This is a genomic window from Nocardiopsis sp. iso_237, assembly GCF_056173345.1.
In genome coordinates this window covers 5,973,171-5,990,765 of the sequence record NZ_CM149669.1, presented here as the reverse complement: position 1 = coordinate 5,990,765, position 17,595 = coordinate 5,973,171, and the positions used below count along the sequence as shown (strand labels likewise).

Below are 17,595 nucleotides of genomic sequence, written 5' to 3'. Positions count from 1 at the left end.
CGCCGGTCCGGGGACCGGTTCGCACCGACCGTCCGGTCCCGGAGTGCGCATAGGGTTCCTGATGGCCCGGCAGGAGGCCACCAGGAACAGCGGCGGGATGCAGTGGTGACGGAAACGGTGACGCGGACCACGGTCGACGGGATCGACCCGGACAGGCTTCGGGTGTGCCTGGAGGTGTTGGCCGAGGCGGAGGGGCTGCCCGCCGACCACGACGACTCCATGGCCCTCCAACGGGGCACCGCCCGACTGTTCAAGGCGCTCAAGGAGCGGCGGCGCAAGGAGCGCAACGCCGCCCGCAGGGCCCACGACGAGGCCGTGTTCGCCGCCACCGCCACGGCCGCCCCGGACCGGATCGACGACGAGACCAACGGGCGCGCGCTCACCAGCCGCGCCCTGGCCTCCGGCGAGGACGGCGAGGCGGACGAGGGTCCGGCGGAGGTCGGCGGTGACGACGGGGGCCGACCCCTCGCCGGTGTGCTGCGCAAGGCCCGTCCCTGCTACGTCTGCAAGCAGAAGTACCAGGAGGTCGACGCCTTCTACCACCAGCTCTGCCCGGAGTGCGCCGTCTTCAACAGGCAGCGCCGCGAGGCCCGCACCGACCTGACCGGGCGGCGGGCCCTGCTCACCGGGGGCCGCGCCAAGATCGGCATGTACATCGCGCTGCGGCTGCTGCGCGACGGCGCCCACACCACCGTCACCACGCGCTTCCCCAACGACGCCGTGCGCCGCTTCGCCGCGATGCCCGACAGCGACCAGTGGCTGCACCGGCTGCGGGTGGTCGGCATCGACCTGCGCGACCCCGGCCAGGTGGTGCGGCTGGCCGACTCGGTGGCCGCACAGGGGCCGCTGGACATCCTGATCAACAACGCCGCGCAGACCGTGCGCCGCTCACCGGGCTCCTACGCCCCGCTGATCGCCGCCGAGGCCCAGCCGCTGACCGGGGAGGGCCTGCCCGAACCCCTGGTGCTCGGCGGGGTCCGCCCCCGTGAGCTGGAGGGCGCCACCGAGTCCGAGGTGGCCGAGGTCGCGCCGCACACGCTGACCCCCGAGATGCTCACGTCCCTGGCGCTGACCACCGGGGCGGCGCACCCGGACCGGGCGCACCAGGCCGGGGCGATCGACGCGGGCGGTCTCGTGCCGGACCTGGCTCCGGTCAACAGCTGGACCCAGCGGATCGGCGGGGTCGACCCCGTGGAGATGCTGGAGGTGCAGCTGTGCAACGTGAGCGCGCCCTTCCTGCTGGTGGACCGGCTGCGCCCGGCGATGGCCGCCTCCTCCGCGCGGCGCACGTACATCGTCAACGTGTCCGCGATGGAGGGCGTGTTCGGCCGCGGGTACAAGGGCCCCGGCCACCCGCACACCAACATGGCCAAGGCCTCGCTGAACATGCTCACCCGGACCAGTGCCCAGGAGATGCTGGAGACCGACGGCATCCTCATGACCAGCGTGGACACCGGGTGGATCACCGACGAGCGGCCGCACCCGGACCGGGTGCGGATCGCCGCCGAAGGGTTCCACGCGCCCCTCGACCTGGAGGACGGCGCGGCCCGCGTGTACGACCCCATCGTGCGGGGTGAGCTCGGGGAGGACCTGCACGGCTGCTTCCTCAAGGACTACCGGCCCTCGAACTGGTAGCCGCCCGCCGGGTCCGGCGCCTCAGGGCGTCAGGACCAGGCGGACCGGCGCGCCGATCCGCCTCTCCAGCCGGTCCACCGCCTGGGGCGCCTCCTCCAGGGTGAACGTCCCGCTGACGGAGCGGCTGAACTCCAGGCGGCCCGCCCGGACCAGGTCCACCAGCTGCACCACGTGCTCCGGTTCCGACCCGTAGTGGCCGAGGACCTGCTGGCGCAGGTAGCTGAACCGGGTGCCGTCCCGGACCTCCAGCGGCTTGTCGGTCAGCCCGACCAGGACCAGGCGCCCGTGCTCACCGAGGACCTGGACGGCCTGTTCGCGCACGATCGGGACCCCCGCGAAGTCGAAGGCGACGTCCAGTCCGCGCCCGTGGGTGAGCTGACCGATCCGGGTGAGGAAGTCCGGCGCCGTGGAGTCCAGCGCCACGTCCGCCCCGTAGTCCAGGGCACGGGCACGCGCGTGTTCGTCCGGGTCGGCGGCGATGATCGGCGCCGCGCCCACCATGCGCAGGAGCTGGACGGCGTGCGCGCCCAGCCCGCCCACGCCCCACACGGCCACGGCCTCGGCCGGACGCACGTCACCGGTGGCGGTGACGGCGGCCCAGGGCGTGGAGACGGCGTCTGGGATGATCGCGGCCTGCTCGAAGGGCAGCCCGTCCGGTAGGGGCACCAGGGTGGACTCGCCGGCCACCGCGTACTCGGCCCACCCGCCGTCGTAGTCCACGCCCCGGGTGAGCAGTCGGCCGTGCCGGTCGTACTCCCCGGCCTGGAGCGCCACCCGGTCCCCGACACCGACGTCGAACACCTCCGGGCCCAGTTCCTCGACCACCCCGGCCACCTCGTGGCCCAGGGTGACGGTGTCGCCCTTGAGGTGGAGGGGGGTCAGGGAGCCCTCGATGAGGTGGACGTCGGACAGGCACACGCCCGCCGCGCGGACCCGGACGAGGACCTGGCCGGGGCCCGGCGCGGGGCGGGGGACGTCGGTGACCGTGAGGGTCCGGTCGGTGATGTTTAGCCGGGCCGCGCGCATGGTGGCCATAGGTCGTTCCTCGCAGTCGTGTCGCAGGTGCCCATTTCCTCACCGATCATCACGGTTGGTGTGGGTGTGCCCTCGGGGGCGACACGGACCTCACGGGTCAGAACCCGCTCACTTTTTCGTCAAGCGGGCGGGGATCAGTCCATGAGCCCGCTCCGGTACGCCCAGGCGGCGACCTCCACCCGGTTGCGGGCACCGAGCTTCTCCTGGACGCGGGCCAGGTGCGTCTTGACCGTGCTCACCGTGACGTGCAGCTCCGCCGCCACCTCGGTGTTGGTGAGACCCCGCGCGACGGTCCGCACGATGTCCAGCTCACGCGCGGTCAGCCCGCCCCCGGTGTGGTCCCGCCGGGGTGCCCGGGCCGTCGCGAAGTGCTGGAGCAGGCGCACCGTGATCTGCGGAGAGACCATCGCGTCGCCCCGCGCGGCGGCCCGTACGGCCTCGATCAGCAGCACCGGGCCCGCGTCCTTGAGCAGGAACCCGACCGCGCCGCCGGTCAACGCGGCGTGTACGTACTCGTCGAGGTCGAAGGTGGTCACCACGACCACCCGGAGCGGGTCGGCCACCCCCGGCCCCGCCAGTCGACGGGTGGCCTCCAGCCCGTCGATCCCCGGCATCCGGATGTCCATGAGCACCACGTCCGGGCGCAGCTCCTCGGCGAGCCGGACCGCCGTGAGGCCGTCACCGGCCTCCCCGACCACCGTGATCCCGTCCTCGGCGTCGAGCATGTAGCGGAAACCCGTCCGGACCATCTGCTGGTCGTCGGCGAGCAGCACCCGAATCGTCGACCCCGTCGTCGCCCCTGTCGTCAACCCCGACCTTCCCCTCCGCGCTGGGCGGGGATGGTTCCCCGCACGGTCCAACCCTGCCCCACGCCGTCGGGTCCTGCGGACAATTCGCCACCGAGGAGGCGGGCGCGCTCGGCCATGCCCACCAGCCCGTGGCCGCCGCCCACCGGGATCCCGGCGCCCCGGCCGTCGTCCTGGACGCGCAGCTCCACCTCGCGGTCCTGGGCCGTCACCACCACGCTCACCCGGGTGGCGCCCCGGGCGTACCGCAGCGCGTTGGTCACCGACTCCTGGGCGATCCGCAGCACCGCCGTGCCGACCTCCGGAGGCAGGTCCGCGACCGGTCCGGACACGTGCACGGCCACCTCGGGCCGTCCGGGCGCGGCCGGGGCGGCGAGCGCGTCCAGCCCCTCGGCCGGTCCGGGGGCCAGCGGGGCCTCGCCCGGGTCCCGCAGGCGGGTGACCATTCCCCGCATGGACTCCAGGGCACGGGTGCCCGCCGCCTCGATCTCCGGCAGGGCCGCCCGCACCGCTCCCGGGTCGCGCTCCGCGATGTGCCGCAGGGCCTGTGTCTGCACCACGATCCCGGTGACCTCGTGGGCCACCACGTCGTGCAGGTCGCGGGCGATGGCCAGCCGCTCCGCCGCCCGGACCCGCTCCACGTCGGCCGTGCGCTCGGCCCGGCGCCAGCGCAGGTACAGGCCGGGGGCCAGCCCGGCCACCATCGCGAGCAGCGCGGTGGACGGGTCGAGGTTGAAGGGGTCCCTCAGGTAGTCGGAGTAGACGGCGACGAAGGTCAGGATCATGACCACGACGACCTGCCAGCCGCGACAGCGGTACGCGGCCAGGGCCAGGAGCACGAGCATGCCCACGGCCTCGGACATGATGATCGGGTAGCCGAACATCCCCTTGGGCAGCGGCCACAGCAGCACCGACACGACCGTCACGGCCACCGGCGCGACGACCCCGGCGGCCAGGGTGGCGCGCGGACCGGCCGAGGGGCGCGCGACCAGGGCGACGAGCAGCACGCAGAGTGCACCGGAGACGCAGCCCGCGAGGTCCATCGCGGAGGTCGGCGGCCCCATCCAGTCCGGGAGCGTCGGGATGCGCAGCGCCGACCGCAGGTCCATGAGCCACAGCACGAGCACCCCCGCCGGCAGGGCGAGCGCCACCAGGGAGCGAAGTGCCCGCGCACGACCGTCAGCGGTGGCCAAGGGCCTGGTCAGAGCGGAGAAGTGGTGCATGCTGACCAGGCTAGGGCGCGGCCCGGCGGCCGTACATCAGTCAAAGGGACGAAGCGGGGGCGGGGCCGGGGCGGGGATGGGCCAAAAGGCTGACCCCGGGCCCGTGGGGGTTCGGCCGTTCGGTCGATGCGCGGTGAGGGGCCGCCGGGGGACGCTGGTTCCGTGACCATGAGGGAGGAACCAGTGACCATCGCATCGACCCCGGCCGGGTCCCCGGCCACCGCACCGTCAGGGGGTGTGCCCGACGGCGGCCCCGCACGACGGGTCGCCTTCCTGGACGTCGCCCGCGCACTCGCGATGATCGGCGTGGTGGCCATGAACGTCACCGTCGTCGTCTTCCCCGCCGAGCGCTCCGGGGACGTCCAGCAGAGCACGCTCGCCTCGGTCGTCGACGGGGCGATGGGCCTGTTGATGTCCGGCAAGGCCCGCGCGCTGCTCATGGTGCTGCTGGGCGTCGGCGCCGTCCTGGCCTGGCGGGCCGCCACCCGTCGCGGGGGACGCCCGATGGCCCTCATGGCGCGGCGCTACGTGTTCCTGGGGCTGCTCTTCGGGGTGCCGCACGTGCTGGTGTTCTCCGGCGACATCCTCGTCCACTACTCGCTCGCCGCGCTGCTGCTCGCTCCGTTGATGCCGTTCCTGCTGGCCGGTTCGGGGAACCGGCCGCTGTGGTTCGCGGGGGCGCTGTTCGTCACGGCCCCGGTCATCGAGTACGGGCTGCGCTCGGTGTTGCCAGGCCACGAACTGGACATCCTGGTGACTCTCGTACCGCAGACCCTCGGGTTCTTCTGCGTGGGCGTCTGGCTGGCCCGCAGACCCGAACTCGACCCGGCGCACGCCGACGACCCCACCCGTCTCCCCACACGCATGATCTGGACGGGGCTGCTGGGACAGGCGCTCGGCCTGCTGGCCCTGTTCGGCTCCGACCTGTTCTTCCCCATGGAGTTCGACGCCGAGGGCATCCCCGTGATGAACGCGGACGGCATGCCGGTGATCCACCCCGGCTCCGACATGATGACCTCGTTCGGGGCGGCCCTCGGCGGACTGGGCGGGGCCCTGTTCTACCTGGGCCTGGTGTGGTGGTTGGTGCGGCGCGGCCGCACCGGCGCGCGCGCCCTGGGCGCCCTGGCCCCGCTGGGACGGATGACGCTCACCGTCTACCTGGGCAGCACCGCCGTGTTCCTGCTGACCATGAAGCCGTTCGAGGGCGGGATCCCGATCCTGGCGCAGTACGGGATCGCCGCCGCCTACTTCGCGGTGATGGTCCTGTTCGCCCGCTGGTGGCTGGGCCGCTTCAGGCTGGGGCCGCTGGAGTGGATCTGGCGCAGCCTGACCTACCTGCGCCCCATGCCGATGCGCCGCGCCCCGGAGACGGTCGCGTCCGCGCCCTCGCCGGTGACCGGCCCGCGGTACGCGCACCAGGGCGGAACCGCGCCCGTGCCGACCGGTCCCGTGGAGACGGTTCCGCGCACCACAGGGGCCACGTCCTCCGGTGGTTCCGGCACCCACGACGACACCGCCGACCCGGCCGGGGGCTCCACCCCCTGACCGGGAGCCGGGAGGCGACCCGCGGCGGACGTCCGTCCGCGGGGCCTCTCTCCGTCGGCCCGTGCCGGAGCACGTCCTCCGGTGCGGGCCCCCGGTCGTTCAGCCCCCGGTCGTTCAGCCCCCGGCCACCGAGGGCAGCAGGCGGACGTCCGATCCGTCGAGGACCACGGCGTCCAGGCCGCCCACGGAGCGGCACTCGTCCTGGTCCACGAACACGTTCACGTACCGGCGCAGGGCGCCCTGCTCGTCCCTGATCCGGCGATCCAGACCGGGGTGGATCGCGGCCAGCGCGTCCAGCACGCCGCGCAGCGCGGTTCCGTCCTCGACCTCCACGGGAACGTGGGTGGCGCCCTCGGCGTCGGCCCGCAGCACGCTGGTCAGGTGCACGGTCACCCGCATCTCACACCTCCGTGGCCCGCACGCACAGGACGTCGGGCAGGTGGGCGGTGACGAGGTGCCAGCGGTCGTCGTCATCGGTGGTCGCGTAGACGTCCCCGGAGCGGGTGCCGAAGTAGAAACCGGGCACCCGGGCCCCGTCCGTGCAGGCGGCGTCGCGCAGGACGATGCCGAAGTACGGCTCCTGGGGGAGGCCCTCGTTGATCGCCCGCCACGTCCGGCCGCCGTCGTCGGTGCGGTAGACGCCCAGCCGGTGCTCCGCCGGGAGGTGGACCTCCTGGCTGATCACCGGGAAGTTCAGCGCGGTGTCCGGGGTGTGCGGGTGGGCGACGATCGCGAAGCCGAAGTCGGTGGGCAGACCCTCCTCGATCCGGCTCCACCCGTCTGCCGCGGGGTCGGCGCTGCGGTAGACGCCGTGGTGGTTCTGCGCGTAGAACGAGCCGTCCGGGGCGGCGGCGACCTTGTGCACGCACTGGCCGTACTCGGGCTCCTCGTCCGGGAGGAACCCGGCGGAGATACCCCGGTTGGTCGGCGTCCAACTCGCCCCGTCGTCCTCGGTCTGGTAGACACCCCCCGTGGACATGGCCACGGTGATCGCCTCGGGCGACTGTCGGCCCACACCGAGAGTGCCGGGCAGGACCGTGTGGATGGCGGCCCCGCCGGCGCCGGGCATCCAGTTGACCCGGTGCGGGTGGTCCCACAGCGCGCGGACCAGCTCGAAGCTGTCACCTCCGTCCGAGGACCTGAACAGGGCGTGCGGCTCGACCCCGGCGAACACGGTGTCGGGGTCGGCGCCGAAGGCGAACTGCCAGGCACGGGTCAGTGAACCGTCCGTGTCCTCGGGGAACGCGATGGGCGGGGCCGGGGGCTCGGTCCAGGTGGCGCCGAGGTCGTCGCTGTGCCAGACGCTCGGACCGAAGTGCCAGCTCTCCGTACCGGCGAGCAGGCGTCCGGTGTGCGGGTTGATCCCGACCGTGTAGACGGGACTCATCCCGGCGTCGTTGGCCTCGTCGAGCCGGTGCGGTCCGGTCACGTCCCATGCGCGCCGATCCTCGCTCCGGGCCGTGAACAGTCCTTTGCGCGTGCCGATGACCAGGAGATATGCCATGACGAACTCCAAGATGTGAGCCAGGTCTCCACTCTGGCACAGGGGTGCGGCGAACGCCGGGAGCCACGGGGGCGAGGGTGCGGGGAGTGTCAAGGAGGCGTCAGGAGAGGGTTCCGGACGTCTCGGGAAGTGAATAGTTAGGAACCCGAACGATTTACCGTGGGTGGAGAATTCGACCCTCGGGGAAATGGTGGCCCTGTTGGAGGGATAACTTCCGTGAGGAGGGAACCCTTTCCGGGCAAGGGTTCTGCGGCGAGTGGAAGGCGGTTGTCGGTACCAGATCACTTTGCAATAAACTCCCGGGCTACCGGTGTTCGCTCCGAGGCTTCCCCCCCAGGCCCCGGAACGCCGGTCACATCCCGTCATCCAGCCCGGAAGACATCCCGCTCCTTCGGTCTCTCGGTCCGTTTCGGGACCACCGTCCCAATGGCCGGTCCCGCGTACCATCGAGAACCGGGTTCCCACTCGATAGGGTCGCCTCATGCACCACCCCCCGGACACGCTCCACGCTCGCAAACGCCGTAAGGCGAGGGCCACGATCGTGTCAGCAGCCTTCCAACTCTTCGCCGAACACGGATTCGACAACGTGACGGTCGCGGCCATCGCGGAACGCGCCGAGGTCGGCCGCACGACCTTCTTCCGGTACTTCGGCGACAAACAGCAGGTGCTGTTCGCGGATGACGGAGCCGAGGTGGACCGCATGTGCTCCTACGTGCGGGAACGCGCGGACCTGAAGCCGGGGACCGGCCTCGCGGACGCGCTCGCCCTGCTCCGTGAGGCCGCGGACGCCAGTGGACCCACCTCCTTGTCTCCCGCGCACTCCGCCGTGCTCGTGCGGCTCCTCAGGGAGAGCATCGATCTCAGATCCCGCTACCTGCTCACTCGGCAGCAGCGGGCGCTCCGCCTGGCCGCCGCACTGACCGAGGCGGGCGCGGCGGAGAACGTGGCCGTTCTGGCCGCCCACACCGCCATGGCCTGCGACCTCACGGCGATGCGGCTCGCGGAGAGTCCCGAGGCCTACCCCGCCCACGTGGACGAGGCCCACGGGATGCTCCGCACCCTCGGGGTGTCCGGGGACTGACCGGATCGGGGCGCGACCCTCCTGCCCCGATCCCGCGCTCACCGGTCGTGCTCGCGCACCAGACCGACGAGCCCGCGGCCGAAGAGCACCACCACCGTCAGACTGACCGCGCCCACCAGTGCGTAGGGGACACGGAGCGCGTCAGCCTGGCCCAGGGTGGGTGCCAGGGCGGCCACCAGGACACCGCCCGCCGCCATGCCCACGGCGCTCATGCCCCAGCTGACCGTGCGCATGGCGGCGTTCACGCGTCCGAGCAGGTGGTCCGGGGTGAGGCGCTGGCGGAGGGAGGTCATCGCGACCCCGTAACCCAGGACCAGGCCCCCACTGAGGAAGTACACCCCGGCGACCACGGGGGTGAGCGGGAACAGGGCCACCACGAGGTACAGGAGCCCGCTCCCGGCCAGGCAGAGCGTCGGCAGGGTTCCGTGCGGCAGGACCGGGCGCAGTCGGGAGACCACCTGTCCGCCGACCACCCCGCCGGTCGCGGCGAAGGCCATGAGCAGGCCGAACCCGGCCGCGCCCAGTTCCAGGACGTCCCGGACGAACAGCACCTGGGTGGAGAGCAGCGTGGCGTAGGCGGTGTTCACGAACACCGCGATGATCGCCACCGCGCGCAGCAGCGGCTGGTTCCACAGCGCCTTGACACCCTCGACCACGTCGCCCCACACGCCGCGCTGCGCCCGCCTGACGGGGGTCGCGGGGGTGGTCGCGCGGACCCGGAGGAGCGCCGCCACCGACACCAGCAGCGCGGCGGCGTTGAACAGGAACGGGGCGAACAGGCCGAGGGACAGCACGAACCCGCCCAGCGGGCGCCCCGCGAACTCCTGCGCCACGATCGCCCCGGACCTGACGTGCCCGTTGGCGCGCTCCAGGCTCTCCTTGGGGACCAGCGCGGTCACCGTGGTCTCGGCGGCGGTGTCGTGACAGACCTCCAGGGCGCCGAAGCAGAACGCGAAGGCCGCGAGCAGGGGGATCGAGGCCCACCCGGAGGACACCACCAGGGCCAGCAGCGCCCAGAGCAGCAGCCGCAGCGCGTTGGCGGAGACCATCAGCGTGAACCGGGGCAGGCGGTCCACGAGCACCCCGGCGGGCAGCGCGAGGAGGAGCCAGGGGAGTCGGCCCGCGGTGGCGACGGCGGCCACCAGCGCGGCGTTGTCGGGGGCCAGGGAGGAGGCCAGCCACGGTACGGCGATCATCGCCACGCCGTCGCTCAGGTTCGAGGCCAGGGACGCGGACCAGAAGGCCCGGAAGCGTCCGCCGAGCGGCGCGTTCGACGCCCGGGCCGTGGAGTCGGACACGGGGGGACCACCGACTTTCCCGAGCCGGTGTCTCGGGCGATTCCCGAGCGGGGCACCGGCACACGGCTTCACGCTAACGGCCGCCGGGCCCCGAGACGTGTCGCGTGGGGGGCTGGATTTAGTAGGACGTCCAACTATATGGTGAGGGTGCCGAGAGCGGGGAAGCTGGTGCGAATCCAGCGCGGTCCCGCCACTGTGACCGGGGCGAACACCCGGAAGTCAGGCCACCGCTCGCGGCCCGAGATTCGTGTGGTCCACGAGGATGGAGCGAACACGCATGGTCAGCGAGCTGACGCATTTCGTGCATGGCAGGAACGTCCCGGGCCGGAGCGGCCGCTTCGGTGACGTCCACGACCCCAGCAGCGGCCGGATCCAGGCGAGGGTCCCCCTGGCGGACCGGGCGGAGACCGAGGCGGTCATCGCGGACGCCGAGGAGGCACAGGTCGCATGGGGCTCCTGGAGCCCCCAGCGCAGGGCACGGGTCCTGCTCAGGTTCCTCCAGCTGGTCGAGCCCGAGCGCGAGTCGATCGCCCGCGCCCTGTCCGCCGAACACGGCAAGACCGTGGCCGACGCCCACGGCGACCTCCAGCGCGGCCTGGAGGTGGTGGAGTTCGCGGCGGGGATCCCGCACCTGCTCAAGGGCGAGTTCTCCGACAACGCCGGGGCCGGGATCGACGTCCACTCCCTGCGCCAGCCGCTGGGCGTGGTCGCGGGGATCACCCCGTTCAACTTCCCCGCGATGATCCCGCTCTGGAAGGCCGCGCCCGCGCTGGCCTGCGGGAACGCCTTCATTCTCAAGCCCTCGGAACGCGACCCCTCGGTCCCGCTCCGGCTGGCCGAGCTCTTCCTGGAGGCCGGGCTGCCCCCGGGCGTGCTCAACGTGGTCAACGGCGGCAAGGAGACGGTGGACACCCTGCTCACCGACCCCCGCGTGGCCGCCGTGGGCTTCGTCGGCTCCACCCCGATCGCGGAGTACGTCTACTCGACCGCCACCGCGCACGGCAAGCGCGCCCAGTGCTTCGGCGGGGCCAAGAACCACATGGTCGTCATGCCCGACGCCGACCTGGACCAGGTGGCCGACGCCCTGATCGGCGCCGGGTACGGATCCGCGGGCGAGCGCTGCATGGCCATCTCCGTCGCGGTCCCCGTGGGCGAGGAGACCGCCGACGCCCTCGTCGCCAAGCTGACCGAACGCATCGCCGGGCTGACCGTGGGCGCCTCGGACGACCCCGACGCCGACTTCGGACCGCTGGTGTCCAGGGACGCCCTGGACCGCGTCGACGCCTACGTGGCCCTGGGCGTGGAGGAGGGCGCCGAACTGGTGGTCGACGGCCGTGGTCTCAAGGTCAGGGGCCACGAGGACGGCTTCTTCACCGGGGCCTCCCTGTTCGACCGCGTCACCCCGGACATGCGCGTCTACCAGGAGGAGATCTTCGGCCCCGTGCTGTGCGTGGTGCGCGCGGCCGACTACGAGGAGGCCCTGCGCCTGCCCAGCGAGCACGAGTACGGCAACGGCGTCTCCGTCTTCACCCGGGACGGCGACACCGCCCGCGACTTCTCGCAGCGCGTCAACACCGGCATGGTCGGCGTCAACGTGCCCATCCCGGTGCCCGTCGCCTACCACACGTTCGGCGGCTGGAAGAGGTCCGGCTTCGGTGACCTCAACCAGCACGGACCCGACTCGATCCGCTTCTACACCCGCACCAAGACCGTCACCTCGCGCTGGCCCTCCGGGGTCAAGGAGGGCGCGGAGTTCACGATCCCGGTCGTCCGGTGACCGCCGCGATCACCGACGAACAGCGCGCGCTGGCCGAGACCGCGCGCGGGTTCGCGGACGAACACCTCGCACCGTTCGCCGTCGGCTGGGACCAGACCAAGCACTTCCCGGTCGACGTGCTCCGCAAGGCCGCCGAACTCGGCATGGGCGGCCTCTACGTCTCCGAGGACACCGGCGGCACCGGCCTGACCAGGCTCGACGGCGCCCTGGTCTTCGAGGCCCTGGCCACCGGCTGCCCGTCCGTGGCCGGGTACCTGTCCATCCACAACATGGTCGCCTGGATGGTCGACCGCTACGGCGACACCGACCAGCGCGCCCGCTGGCTGCCCGGCCTGTGCTCCATGGAGTCCCTGGGCAGCTACTGCCTCACCGAACCCGGCGCCGGTTCGGACGCCGCCGCGCTCAGCACCCGGGCGGTCCGCGACGGGGACTCCTACGTCCTCACCGGGTCCAAGCAGTTCATCTCCGGCGCGGGCGTCTCCGAGGTGTACGTGGTGATGGCGCGGACCGGAGGCGACGGCGCGGCCGGGATCTCCGCGTTCGTCGTGCACCGCGACGACCCGGGGGTGTCGTTCGGCGCCGACGAGGCCAAGATGGGCTGGAACGCCCAGCCCACCCGCCAGGTGCTCATGGACGGGGTCCGGCTGCCCGCCGACCGCCTCCTGGGAGCCGAGGGCGACGGCTTCCGCATCGCGATGAACGGGCTCAACGGCGGCCGCCTCGGTATCGCCGCCTGCTCGCTCGGCGGCGCCCTGGCCGCACTGGAGCGCAGCACCGCCTACCTGGGGAGCCGTGAGGCCTTCGGCGCCCCGCTGATCAACGCGCAGGCGCTCCGGTTCCGGCTCGCGGAGATGGCCACCGACCTGGAGGCCGCCCGCTCCCTGCTGTGGCGGGCTGCGGGCGCCCTGGACGAGGGGGACCCCGAGGCCGCGCACCTGTGCGCGATGGCCAAGCGGTTCGCCACCGAGGCCGGGTACACCGTCGCGGACCAGGCCCTCCAGCTCCACGGGGGGTACGGCTACCTCACGGAGTACGGCATTGAGAAGATCGTGCGCGACCTGCGGGTGCACCGAATCCTGGAAGGGACCAACGAGATCATGAGCCTCATCATCGCTCGACGACTCACCGGGGCCGCCTGATGACCGGCGAAGACGACGCCACGGTGCTGCTGCGGGTGGAGGGCGCGCTCGCCCGCGCCACGCTCAACCGGCCGCGCGCCATCAACGCCCTGGACCACGCGATGGTCCGCACGTTCGCGGACGCCCTCACCTCCTGGGAGAAGGACGAGGGCGTGGCGGTGGTGCTGCTCGACGGCGCCGGGGAGCGCGGTCTGTGCGCGGGCGGCGACATCCGCGCCATCCGGGCCAGCGCGGTGAACGGCGACAGCCAGGCCGCCGACTTCTGGCGGGACGAGTACCACCTCAACGCGCAGATCGCCCGCTACCCCAAGCCCTACGTGGCCCTCATGGACGGCGTGGTCATGGGCGGCGGCGTGGGGGTCTCCGCGCACGGCGGGGTCCGCGTGGTCACCGAACGCTCCAAGGTGGGCATGCCGGAGACCACCATCGGGTTCGTGCCCGACGTCGGCGGCACCTTCCTGCTGTCGCGGGCGCCCGGCGAGACCGGCACCCACCTCGCGCTCACCGGGACGCCGATCGGCGCGGCGGACGCGGTGTACACCGGGATGGCCGACCACTACGTGCCCTCCGAGCGCCTGCCCGACCTCGTGGCCGCGCTCTCGGAGGCGGGAACGGAGGCCGACGTCACCGAGGCCGTGGGCCGCTTCGCGGAGATCGTCCCGGCCGCGCCCCTGGAGGCCCTGCGCGGGTGGATCGACGCCTGCTACTCCGCCGACACCGCCGAGGAGATCGTGGCGCGGTTGCGCGCGCACGGCGACCCGGAGGCGGCGAGGGCGGCCGACACCATCGGGGCCAAGTCCCCGACCGCCGTGAAGACCACCCTGGCCGCGCTGCGCCGGGCCCGCGGCCTCGCCACCCTGGAGGAGGTCCTGGAACAGGAGTACCGGGTGTCCACGGCCGCGCTGACCTGGCCCGACCTCGCGGAGGGCATCCGCGCCCAGGTGATCGACAAGGACCGTGACCCGCGCTGGTCCCCGGCCACGCTGGCGGAGGTCACCGACGCCGACGTCGACCGCGCCTTCGCGCCCGCCCCGGACGGACCGGTCGGCCTCGCCGAACCGGCCGCCACGACCGACGGGGGTGCGCGGTGACCGCGATCGCCTTCGTCGGACTCGGCAACATGGGCGGGCCGATGGCCGCCAACCTCGTCGCCGCCGGGCACGACGTCACCGGGTACGACCTGGTGCCCGAAGCACTGGAGCGGGCCGCCGGGGCCGGGGTCCGGGTGGCCGCGTCCGCCGCCGAGGCCGTGGCCGGGGCCGACGTCGTCATCACCATGCTGCCGAGCGGCCGCCACCTGCTCGCCGCCTACCGGGGCGGCGATCCGGAGGACGGCCTGCTGGCCGCCGCCCGCCCCGGAACGCTCTTCCTGGACTGCTCCACGGTGGACGTGGCCGACGCGCGCACGGCCAACGCCGCGGCCGTCGAGGCCGGGCACCGGGCCATGGACGCCCCCGTCTCCGGGGGCGTGGCGGGGGCCGAGGGCGGGACGCTCACCTTCATGGTCGGCGCGGAGGAGGCCGACCTCGCCACGGCGCGGCCGCTGCTGGACGTGATGGGCGGCCGTGCCGTGCACTGCGGCGGCCCGGGCGGCGGCCAGGCGGCGAAGATCTGCAACAACATGGTGCTGGGCGCGTCGATGCTCGCCGTGAGCGAGGCGTTCGTGCTGGGCGAGCGGCTGGGCCTGACCCACCAGGCGCTGTACGACGTGATGTCCACGGCCTCCGGGCAGTGCTGGTCGCTCACCTCGTACTGCCCGGTCCCGGGTCCGGTGCCGACCAGTCCGGCCAACAACGACTACCGGCCGGGGTTCGCGGCCGCGCTGATGGCGAAGGATCTCGGGCTGGCGGCCAACGCGCTGGAGGAGACCGGGGTGGAGGCGCTGATCGGCGGCCGGGCCGCCGAGGTCTACCGGGCCTTCGTGGACGGCCTGGACGGGGAGCCCCGGGACTTCTCCGCGATCGTGGAGTCGGTGCGCGAGCGCTCCGGCCGGGCGGAGCCCGTCACCGAGTGAGTCCGACGCGGCCCGGGTGACCCGAAGGGGGCGCCCGGGCCGCCCGCGTCCGCCCGCCGCCCGAGTGCGCCCGCGTCCGCCCGCGCACCGGTCTAAGGGAGGAACCACCGCGCTCCGGGAGGCGTCTGACGGAGAGTCGGACTTCCGGGACGCAAGGGTTCCGGAAGGTCACCACAGCACGGAGCCGAATCCCCCATGAACCCCAAACCCGGCGCGCTCACGGCCGTCCAGGTCATCCTCTTCATCATGTCCGCCATCGCGGGCCTCGCCCTCCTGCTGGCCATGGTGGGGGTGAGCGCCGTGAGCTCGGGGGAACTGGAGCGGGCCACCGGGGTGAGCCCCGGGGCCTTCTGGCTCCTGATGCTCGTCGCCCTCGCGACGACCGTCTTCTACGTCTACGTGGCCTCCACCATCGGCCGGGGCGGGTACCGCACCCGGACCCTGGTGCGCGTGGTGGTGGGGGTCGGCGTCACCTCCGCACTGGTCAACATGCTGACCGGGGAGAGCGGGCTCGTCGGCCTCGTGCTCATGGTCGTCGTCCTCATCCTCAACGAGGGCGAGTCCGCCAAGCGCTGGTACGAGGAGACCGAGAACCCGCAGCCGTACCGGAGCAGCTGAGCGGGACGCCCCTCCCGGCGGCGTCCCCTGGCGGTCGATCCCGTGTGAGTGACGTCCGAGCCGGTCGTTAGGCTCCTGAGCTGGCGAGGACGGGCCCGCTCCGGGGCCCGCCGCCCTCTCACCAGGAAGTCCCCCATGAGTACGAGCCGTATGCCCCTGGCACTCAGAGCCCTGCGCAACATCCTGTGGATCATGGTCGTCCTCGGAGGACTGGGGATCGTCCTCGGTCTGGTCGGGTTCTCGGTCATGACGGAGGAGGAGATCCACCGGGAGGCGGGGGTGGGCCGGTCCGCCGCGATCGCGCTCATGCTGCCGAGTGCCGTCATCCTCCTCATCGAGGCGTACGTGGCGGCGTCCCTGAGCCGGGGAGGCCGGGCCCAGCGGTGGTGTGTGCGCGTGCTGGCGGTGCTGACCCTGCTCCCCGGGCTCCTGGGCCTGCTCTTCCTCGATGTCACCGGACTGTTCGAGATCGCGGTCGGCCTCCTGTACCTGGCGCTCAACGAGAGCCGGTCGGCCCGGAGCTGGTACCGGTCCAGGGCGACGGCCGCGGCACCGGAGGCGGTTCCTCCGGGGACGGCCGCGGACGCGGCCTCCCCCGCGGGAGGCCCTCCGGTCCCCGACGCCTCCGGCCCGACCCCCTGACAGGAGTGCGCGCCCCGGCCACCCGGCCTCCCATCAGACCGGGTGTCCGGGGCGCGCGCCTGTGGGGCCGCCTCGGCGGCTTCCTAGAACGGCGTCAGGGTGATCTCCAGCCCCGAGGGGCCGTGGTCCTGGATGTAGGACGCGAAGTCCTCGACGTCGTCGAAGGCGAACCCGTACGCCTTGCCGTCCTCCGTGTGCTCGTGGAAGGTCCCGGCGTAGCGGTTGGCGATGTCGGCCAGGTAGAACTCGGCCGGGTCGTTGGTGGGCTGGGCGGCGTGGTCGAGCAGGGTGGCGCGGTTGAGCGCCGCCCCCACGATCGCCGCCACGGGGCCGGTGATCCCGTCGTTGGGCGCGGCCAGGGCGCCGTCGCAGAAGAACACGTCCCGGGTACTGGGCCGGGCGATGGGGGAGACCCCGCCGTCGAACAGCAGCTCGTCGCCCTGCACCCGACCGGTGAAGGTCCCGGCGTTGGTGGTGACGCTCAGGTCGGTGCCCGCGTAGTGCGACCACACCTGGTCCACGTACGGGTCGAAGTAGTCGCCGGGGAAGATCCCCGCGTCGAGCCCGTGCCCGGGGGCGATGATCCGGTGGCCGTCGTAGACCAGCGGCGAGAAGTCCGGATCGGCGGCGAGGGTCTCGAAGATCGCGTCGCGTCCGCCGGGCAGCAGGAAGCCGGTGCTCTGGTCCTCGTTCCCGGTGAGGCGGATACCGATCGGCACGCTGAACTGGTCCACCATCGAGGTGTTGCAGAACATGCCGTCCTCGTTGTGGGTGAACTCCACCGAGTCGTGCAGGACGTCGAAGCCGTGGTCGTCCTCGACCCAGCCGGCGGGGAGCTGGAGGGCCGGGTTGCCGTTCCCGTCCTCGACGATCCGGATGCCGAGCTTGCCGCCCATGGCGAAGTAGATCCGGCCGGACATGTACGGGAGCGTCATGTCCGAGAGGGCGCCCAGGGGGATCGAGTAGTCCGTGTAGCCGTCGTCGGTGTTGTCGTCCACGCTGACGGGGTGGGGCGTGCCGTTGGCGTCCACCCGGCAGTGGACGTCGTCGACGAGGTCGGTGCCGACGACGTACACGAGGACCTCGTCGTCCCCGAAGCGGCCGCTGTTGTTGGTCACGCTCACCGGGAGCGCTCCCAGGTTGGCCGTGTTCGAGACGGGGGTGATGCTCTGGGGCCTGGTGGCGCAACCGGTAGCGCCGAGCAGGGGAGCCCCGGCGGCGATCGAGGCGCCGCCCAGGAAGAGCCTGCGGTTGATCATGTGCGAACTCCTCAGTAGC

16 protein-coding genes and 1 riboswitch are annotated in these 17,595 nt (G+C 72.8%); of the genes, 9 read left to right on the top strand and 7 right to left on the bottom strand.

Annotated elements, in window-relative coordinates:
- The first annotated feature begins 105 nt into the window (after positions 1 to 105).
- The gene (locus AC0VYM_RS26950; protein ID WP_475456748.1) at positions 106 to 1,635 is read left to right on the top strand and encodes an SDR family NAD(P)-dependent oxidoreductase; all 1,530 of its coding nucleotides are present in this window, start codon (positions 106 to 108) and stop codon (positions 1,633 to 1,635) included.
- 21 nt (positions 1,636 to 1,656) lie between these two features.
- On the opposite strand, the gene AC0VYM_RS26945 is transcribed toward AC0VYM_RS26950, so the two are convergent.
- From AC0VYM_RS26945 to AC0VYM_RS26935, 3 genes are all read right to left on the bottom strand, one after another.
- Complete coding sequence (locus AC0VYM_RS26945) at positions 1,657 to 2,670, bottom strand: zinc-binding dehydrogenase (RefSeq protein ID WP_475456746.1); 1,014 nt, start codon at positions 2,668 to 2,670, stop codon at positions 1,657 to 1,659.
- Positions 2,671 to 2,804: 134 nt separating this feature from the next.
- Entirely contained in the window at positions 2,805 to 3,479 is a 675-nt protein-coding gene (locus AC0VYM_RS26940) for a response regulator (protein ID WP_475456744.1), read from the bottom strand.
- Positions 3,476 to 4,699, bottom strand: a complete 1,224-nt coding sequence (locus tag AC0VYM_RS26935) for a sensor histidine kinase (protein WP_475456742.1) — start codon at positions 4,697 to 4,699, stop codon at positions 3,476 to 3,478. Before AC0VYM_RS26935 ends, AC0VYM_RS26940 begins: the two co-directional genes overlap by 4 nt.
- A 297-nt stretch (positions 4,700 to 4,996) precedes the next feature.
- Here AC0VYM_RS26935 and AC0VYM_RS26930 point away from each other — a divergent pair, with 297 nt between their 5' ends.
- A complete protein-coding gene (locus AC0VYM_RS26930; RefSeq protein WP_475463261.1) occupies positions 4,997 to 6,244 on the top strand; it encodes a DUF418 domain-containing protein in 1,248 nt (415 codons plus the stop codon).
- A gap of 114 nt (positions 6,245 to 6,358) precedes the next feature.
- Here AC0VYM_RS26930 and AC0VYM_RS26925 read toward each other — a convergent pair whose 3' ends face one another.
- On the bottom strand, positions 6,359 to 6,643 hold the full coding sequence (locus AC0VYM_RS26925) for a MoaD/ThiS family protein (RefSeq protein ID WP_475456740.1): 285 nt from the start codon (positions 6,641 to 6,643) through the stop codon (positions 6,359 to 6,361).
- Position 6,644: 1 nt separating this feature from the next.
- Positions 6,645 to 7,748, bottom strand: a complete 1,104-nt coding sequence (locus AC0VYM_RS26920; protein ID WP_475456738.1) for a WD40/YVTN/BNR-like repeat-containing protein — start codon at positions 7,746 to 7,748, stop codon at positions 6,645 to 6,647.
- A gap of 481 nt (positions 7,749 to 8,229) precedes the next feature.
- Here AC0VYM_RS26920 and AC0VYM_RS26915 point away from each other — a divergent pair, with 481 nt between their 5' ends.
- Positions 8,230 to 8,829 carry a TetR/AcrR family transcriptional regulator gene (locus tag AC0VYM_RS26915; RefSeq protein ID WP_475456736.1) on the top strand — a complete coding sequence of 200 codons (600 nt, stop codon included), beginning with the start codon at positions 8,230 to 8,232 and terminating at the stop codon, positions 8,827 to 8,829.
- A gap of 38 nt (positions 8,830 to 8,867) precedes the next feature.
- Here the strand turns inward: AC0VYM_RS26915 and AC0VYM_RS26910 are convergent, their stop codons facing one another.
- On the bottom strand, positions 8,868 to 10,127 hold the full coding sequence (locus AC0VYM_RS26910; protein ID WP_475456734.1) for an MFS transporter: 1,260 nt from the start codon (positions 10,125 to 10,127) through the stop codon (positions 8,868 to 8,870).
- Positions 10,128 to 10,259: 132 nt separating this feature from the next.
- Positions 10,260 to 10,406, top strand: a riboswitch (adenosylcobalamin (AdoCbl) riboswitch).
- On the opposite strand from AC0VYM_RS26910, the gene AC0VYM_RS26905 reads away from it, so the two are divergent.
- The 6 genes from AC0VYM_RS26905 to AC0VYM_RS26880 all read left to right on the top strand — a co-directional run bounded on the left by AC0VYM_RS26905 (position 10,405) and on the right by AC0VYM_RS26880 (position 16,317).
- Positions 10,405 to 11,904 (top strand): CoA-acylating methylmalonate-semialdehyde dehydrogenase, encoded by a 1,500-nt coding sequence (locus AC0VYM_RS26905; RefSeq protein WP_475456732.1) that lies wholly within the window; start codon positions 10,405 to 10,407, stop codon positions 11,902 to 11,904. Its footprint overlaps the riboswitch before it by 2 nt.
- Positions 11,901 to 13,043, top strand: coding sequence for an acyl-CoA dehydrogenase family protein (locus AC0VYM_RS26900; RefSeq protein ID WP_475456730.1), 1,143 nt, complete (start codon positions 11,901 to 11,903; stop codon positions 13,041 to 13,043). The genes AC0VYM_RS26905 and AC0VYM_RS26900 overlap by 4 nt, the downstream gene beginning before the upstream one ends.
- A complete protein-coding gene (locus AC0VYM_RS26895; RefSeq protein WP_475456728.1) occupies positions 13,043 to 14,134 on the top strand; it encodes an enoyl-CoA hydratase/isomerase family protein in 1,092 nt (363 codons plus the stop codon). The genes AC0VYM_RS26900 and AC0VYM_RS26895 overlap by 1 nt, the downstream gene beginning before the upstream one ends.
- Positions 14,131 to 15,057, top strand: a complete 927-nt coding sequence (mmsB, locus tag AC0VYM_RS26890) for a 3-hydroxyisobutyrate dehydrogenase (protein ID WP_475456726.1) — start codon at positions 14,131 to 14,133, stop codon at positions 15,055 to 15,057. Before AC0VYM_RS26895 ends, mmsB begins: the two co-directional genes overlap by 4 nt.
- Before the next feature lie 195 nt (positions 15,058 to 15,252).
- Entirely contained in the window at positions 15,253 to 15,675 is a 423-nt protein-coding gene (locus AC0VYM_RS26885; RefSeq protein ID WP_475456724.1) for a hypothetical protein, read from the top strand.
- 135 nt (positions 15,676 to 15,810) lie between these two features.
- Entirely contained in the window at positions 15,811 to 16,317 is a 507-nt protein-coding gene (locus AC0VYM_RS26880) for a hypothetical protein (RefSeq protein ID WP_475456722.1), read from the top strand.
- 83 nt (positions 16,318 to 16,400) lie between these two features.
- Here the strand turns inward: AC0VYM_RS26880 and AC0VYM_RS26875 are convergent, their stop codons facing one another.
- Complete coding sequence (locus tag AC0VYM_RS26875; protein ID WP_475456720.1) at positions 16,401 to 17,576, bottom strand: beta-1,3-glucanase family protein; 1,176 nt, start codon at positions 17,574 to 17,576, stop codon at positions 16,401 to 16,403.
- Between the last annotated feature and the right edge of the window lie 19 nt (positions 17,577 to 17,595).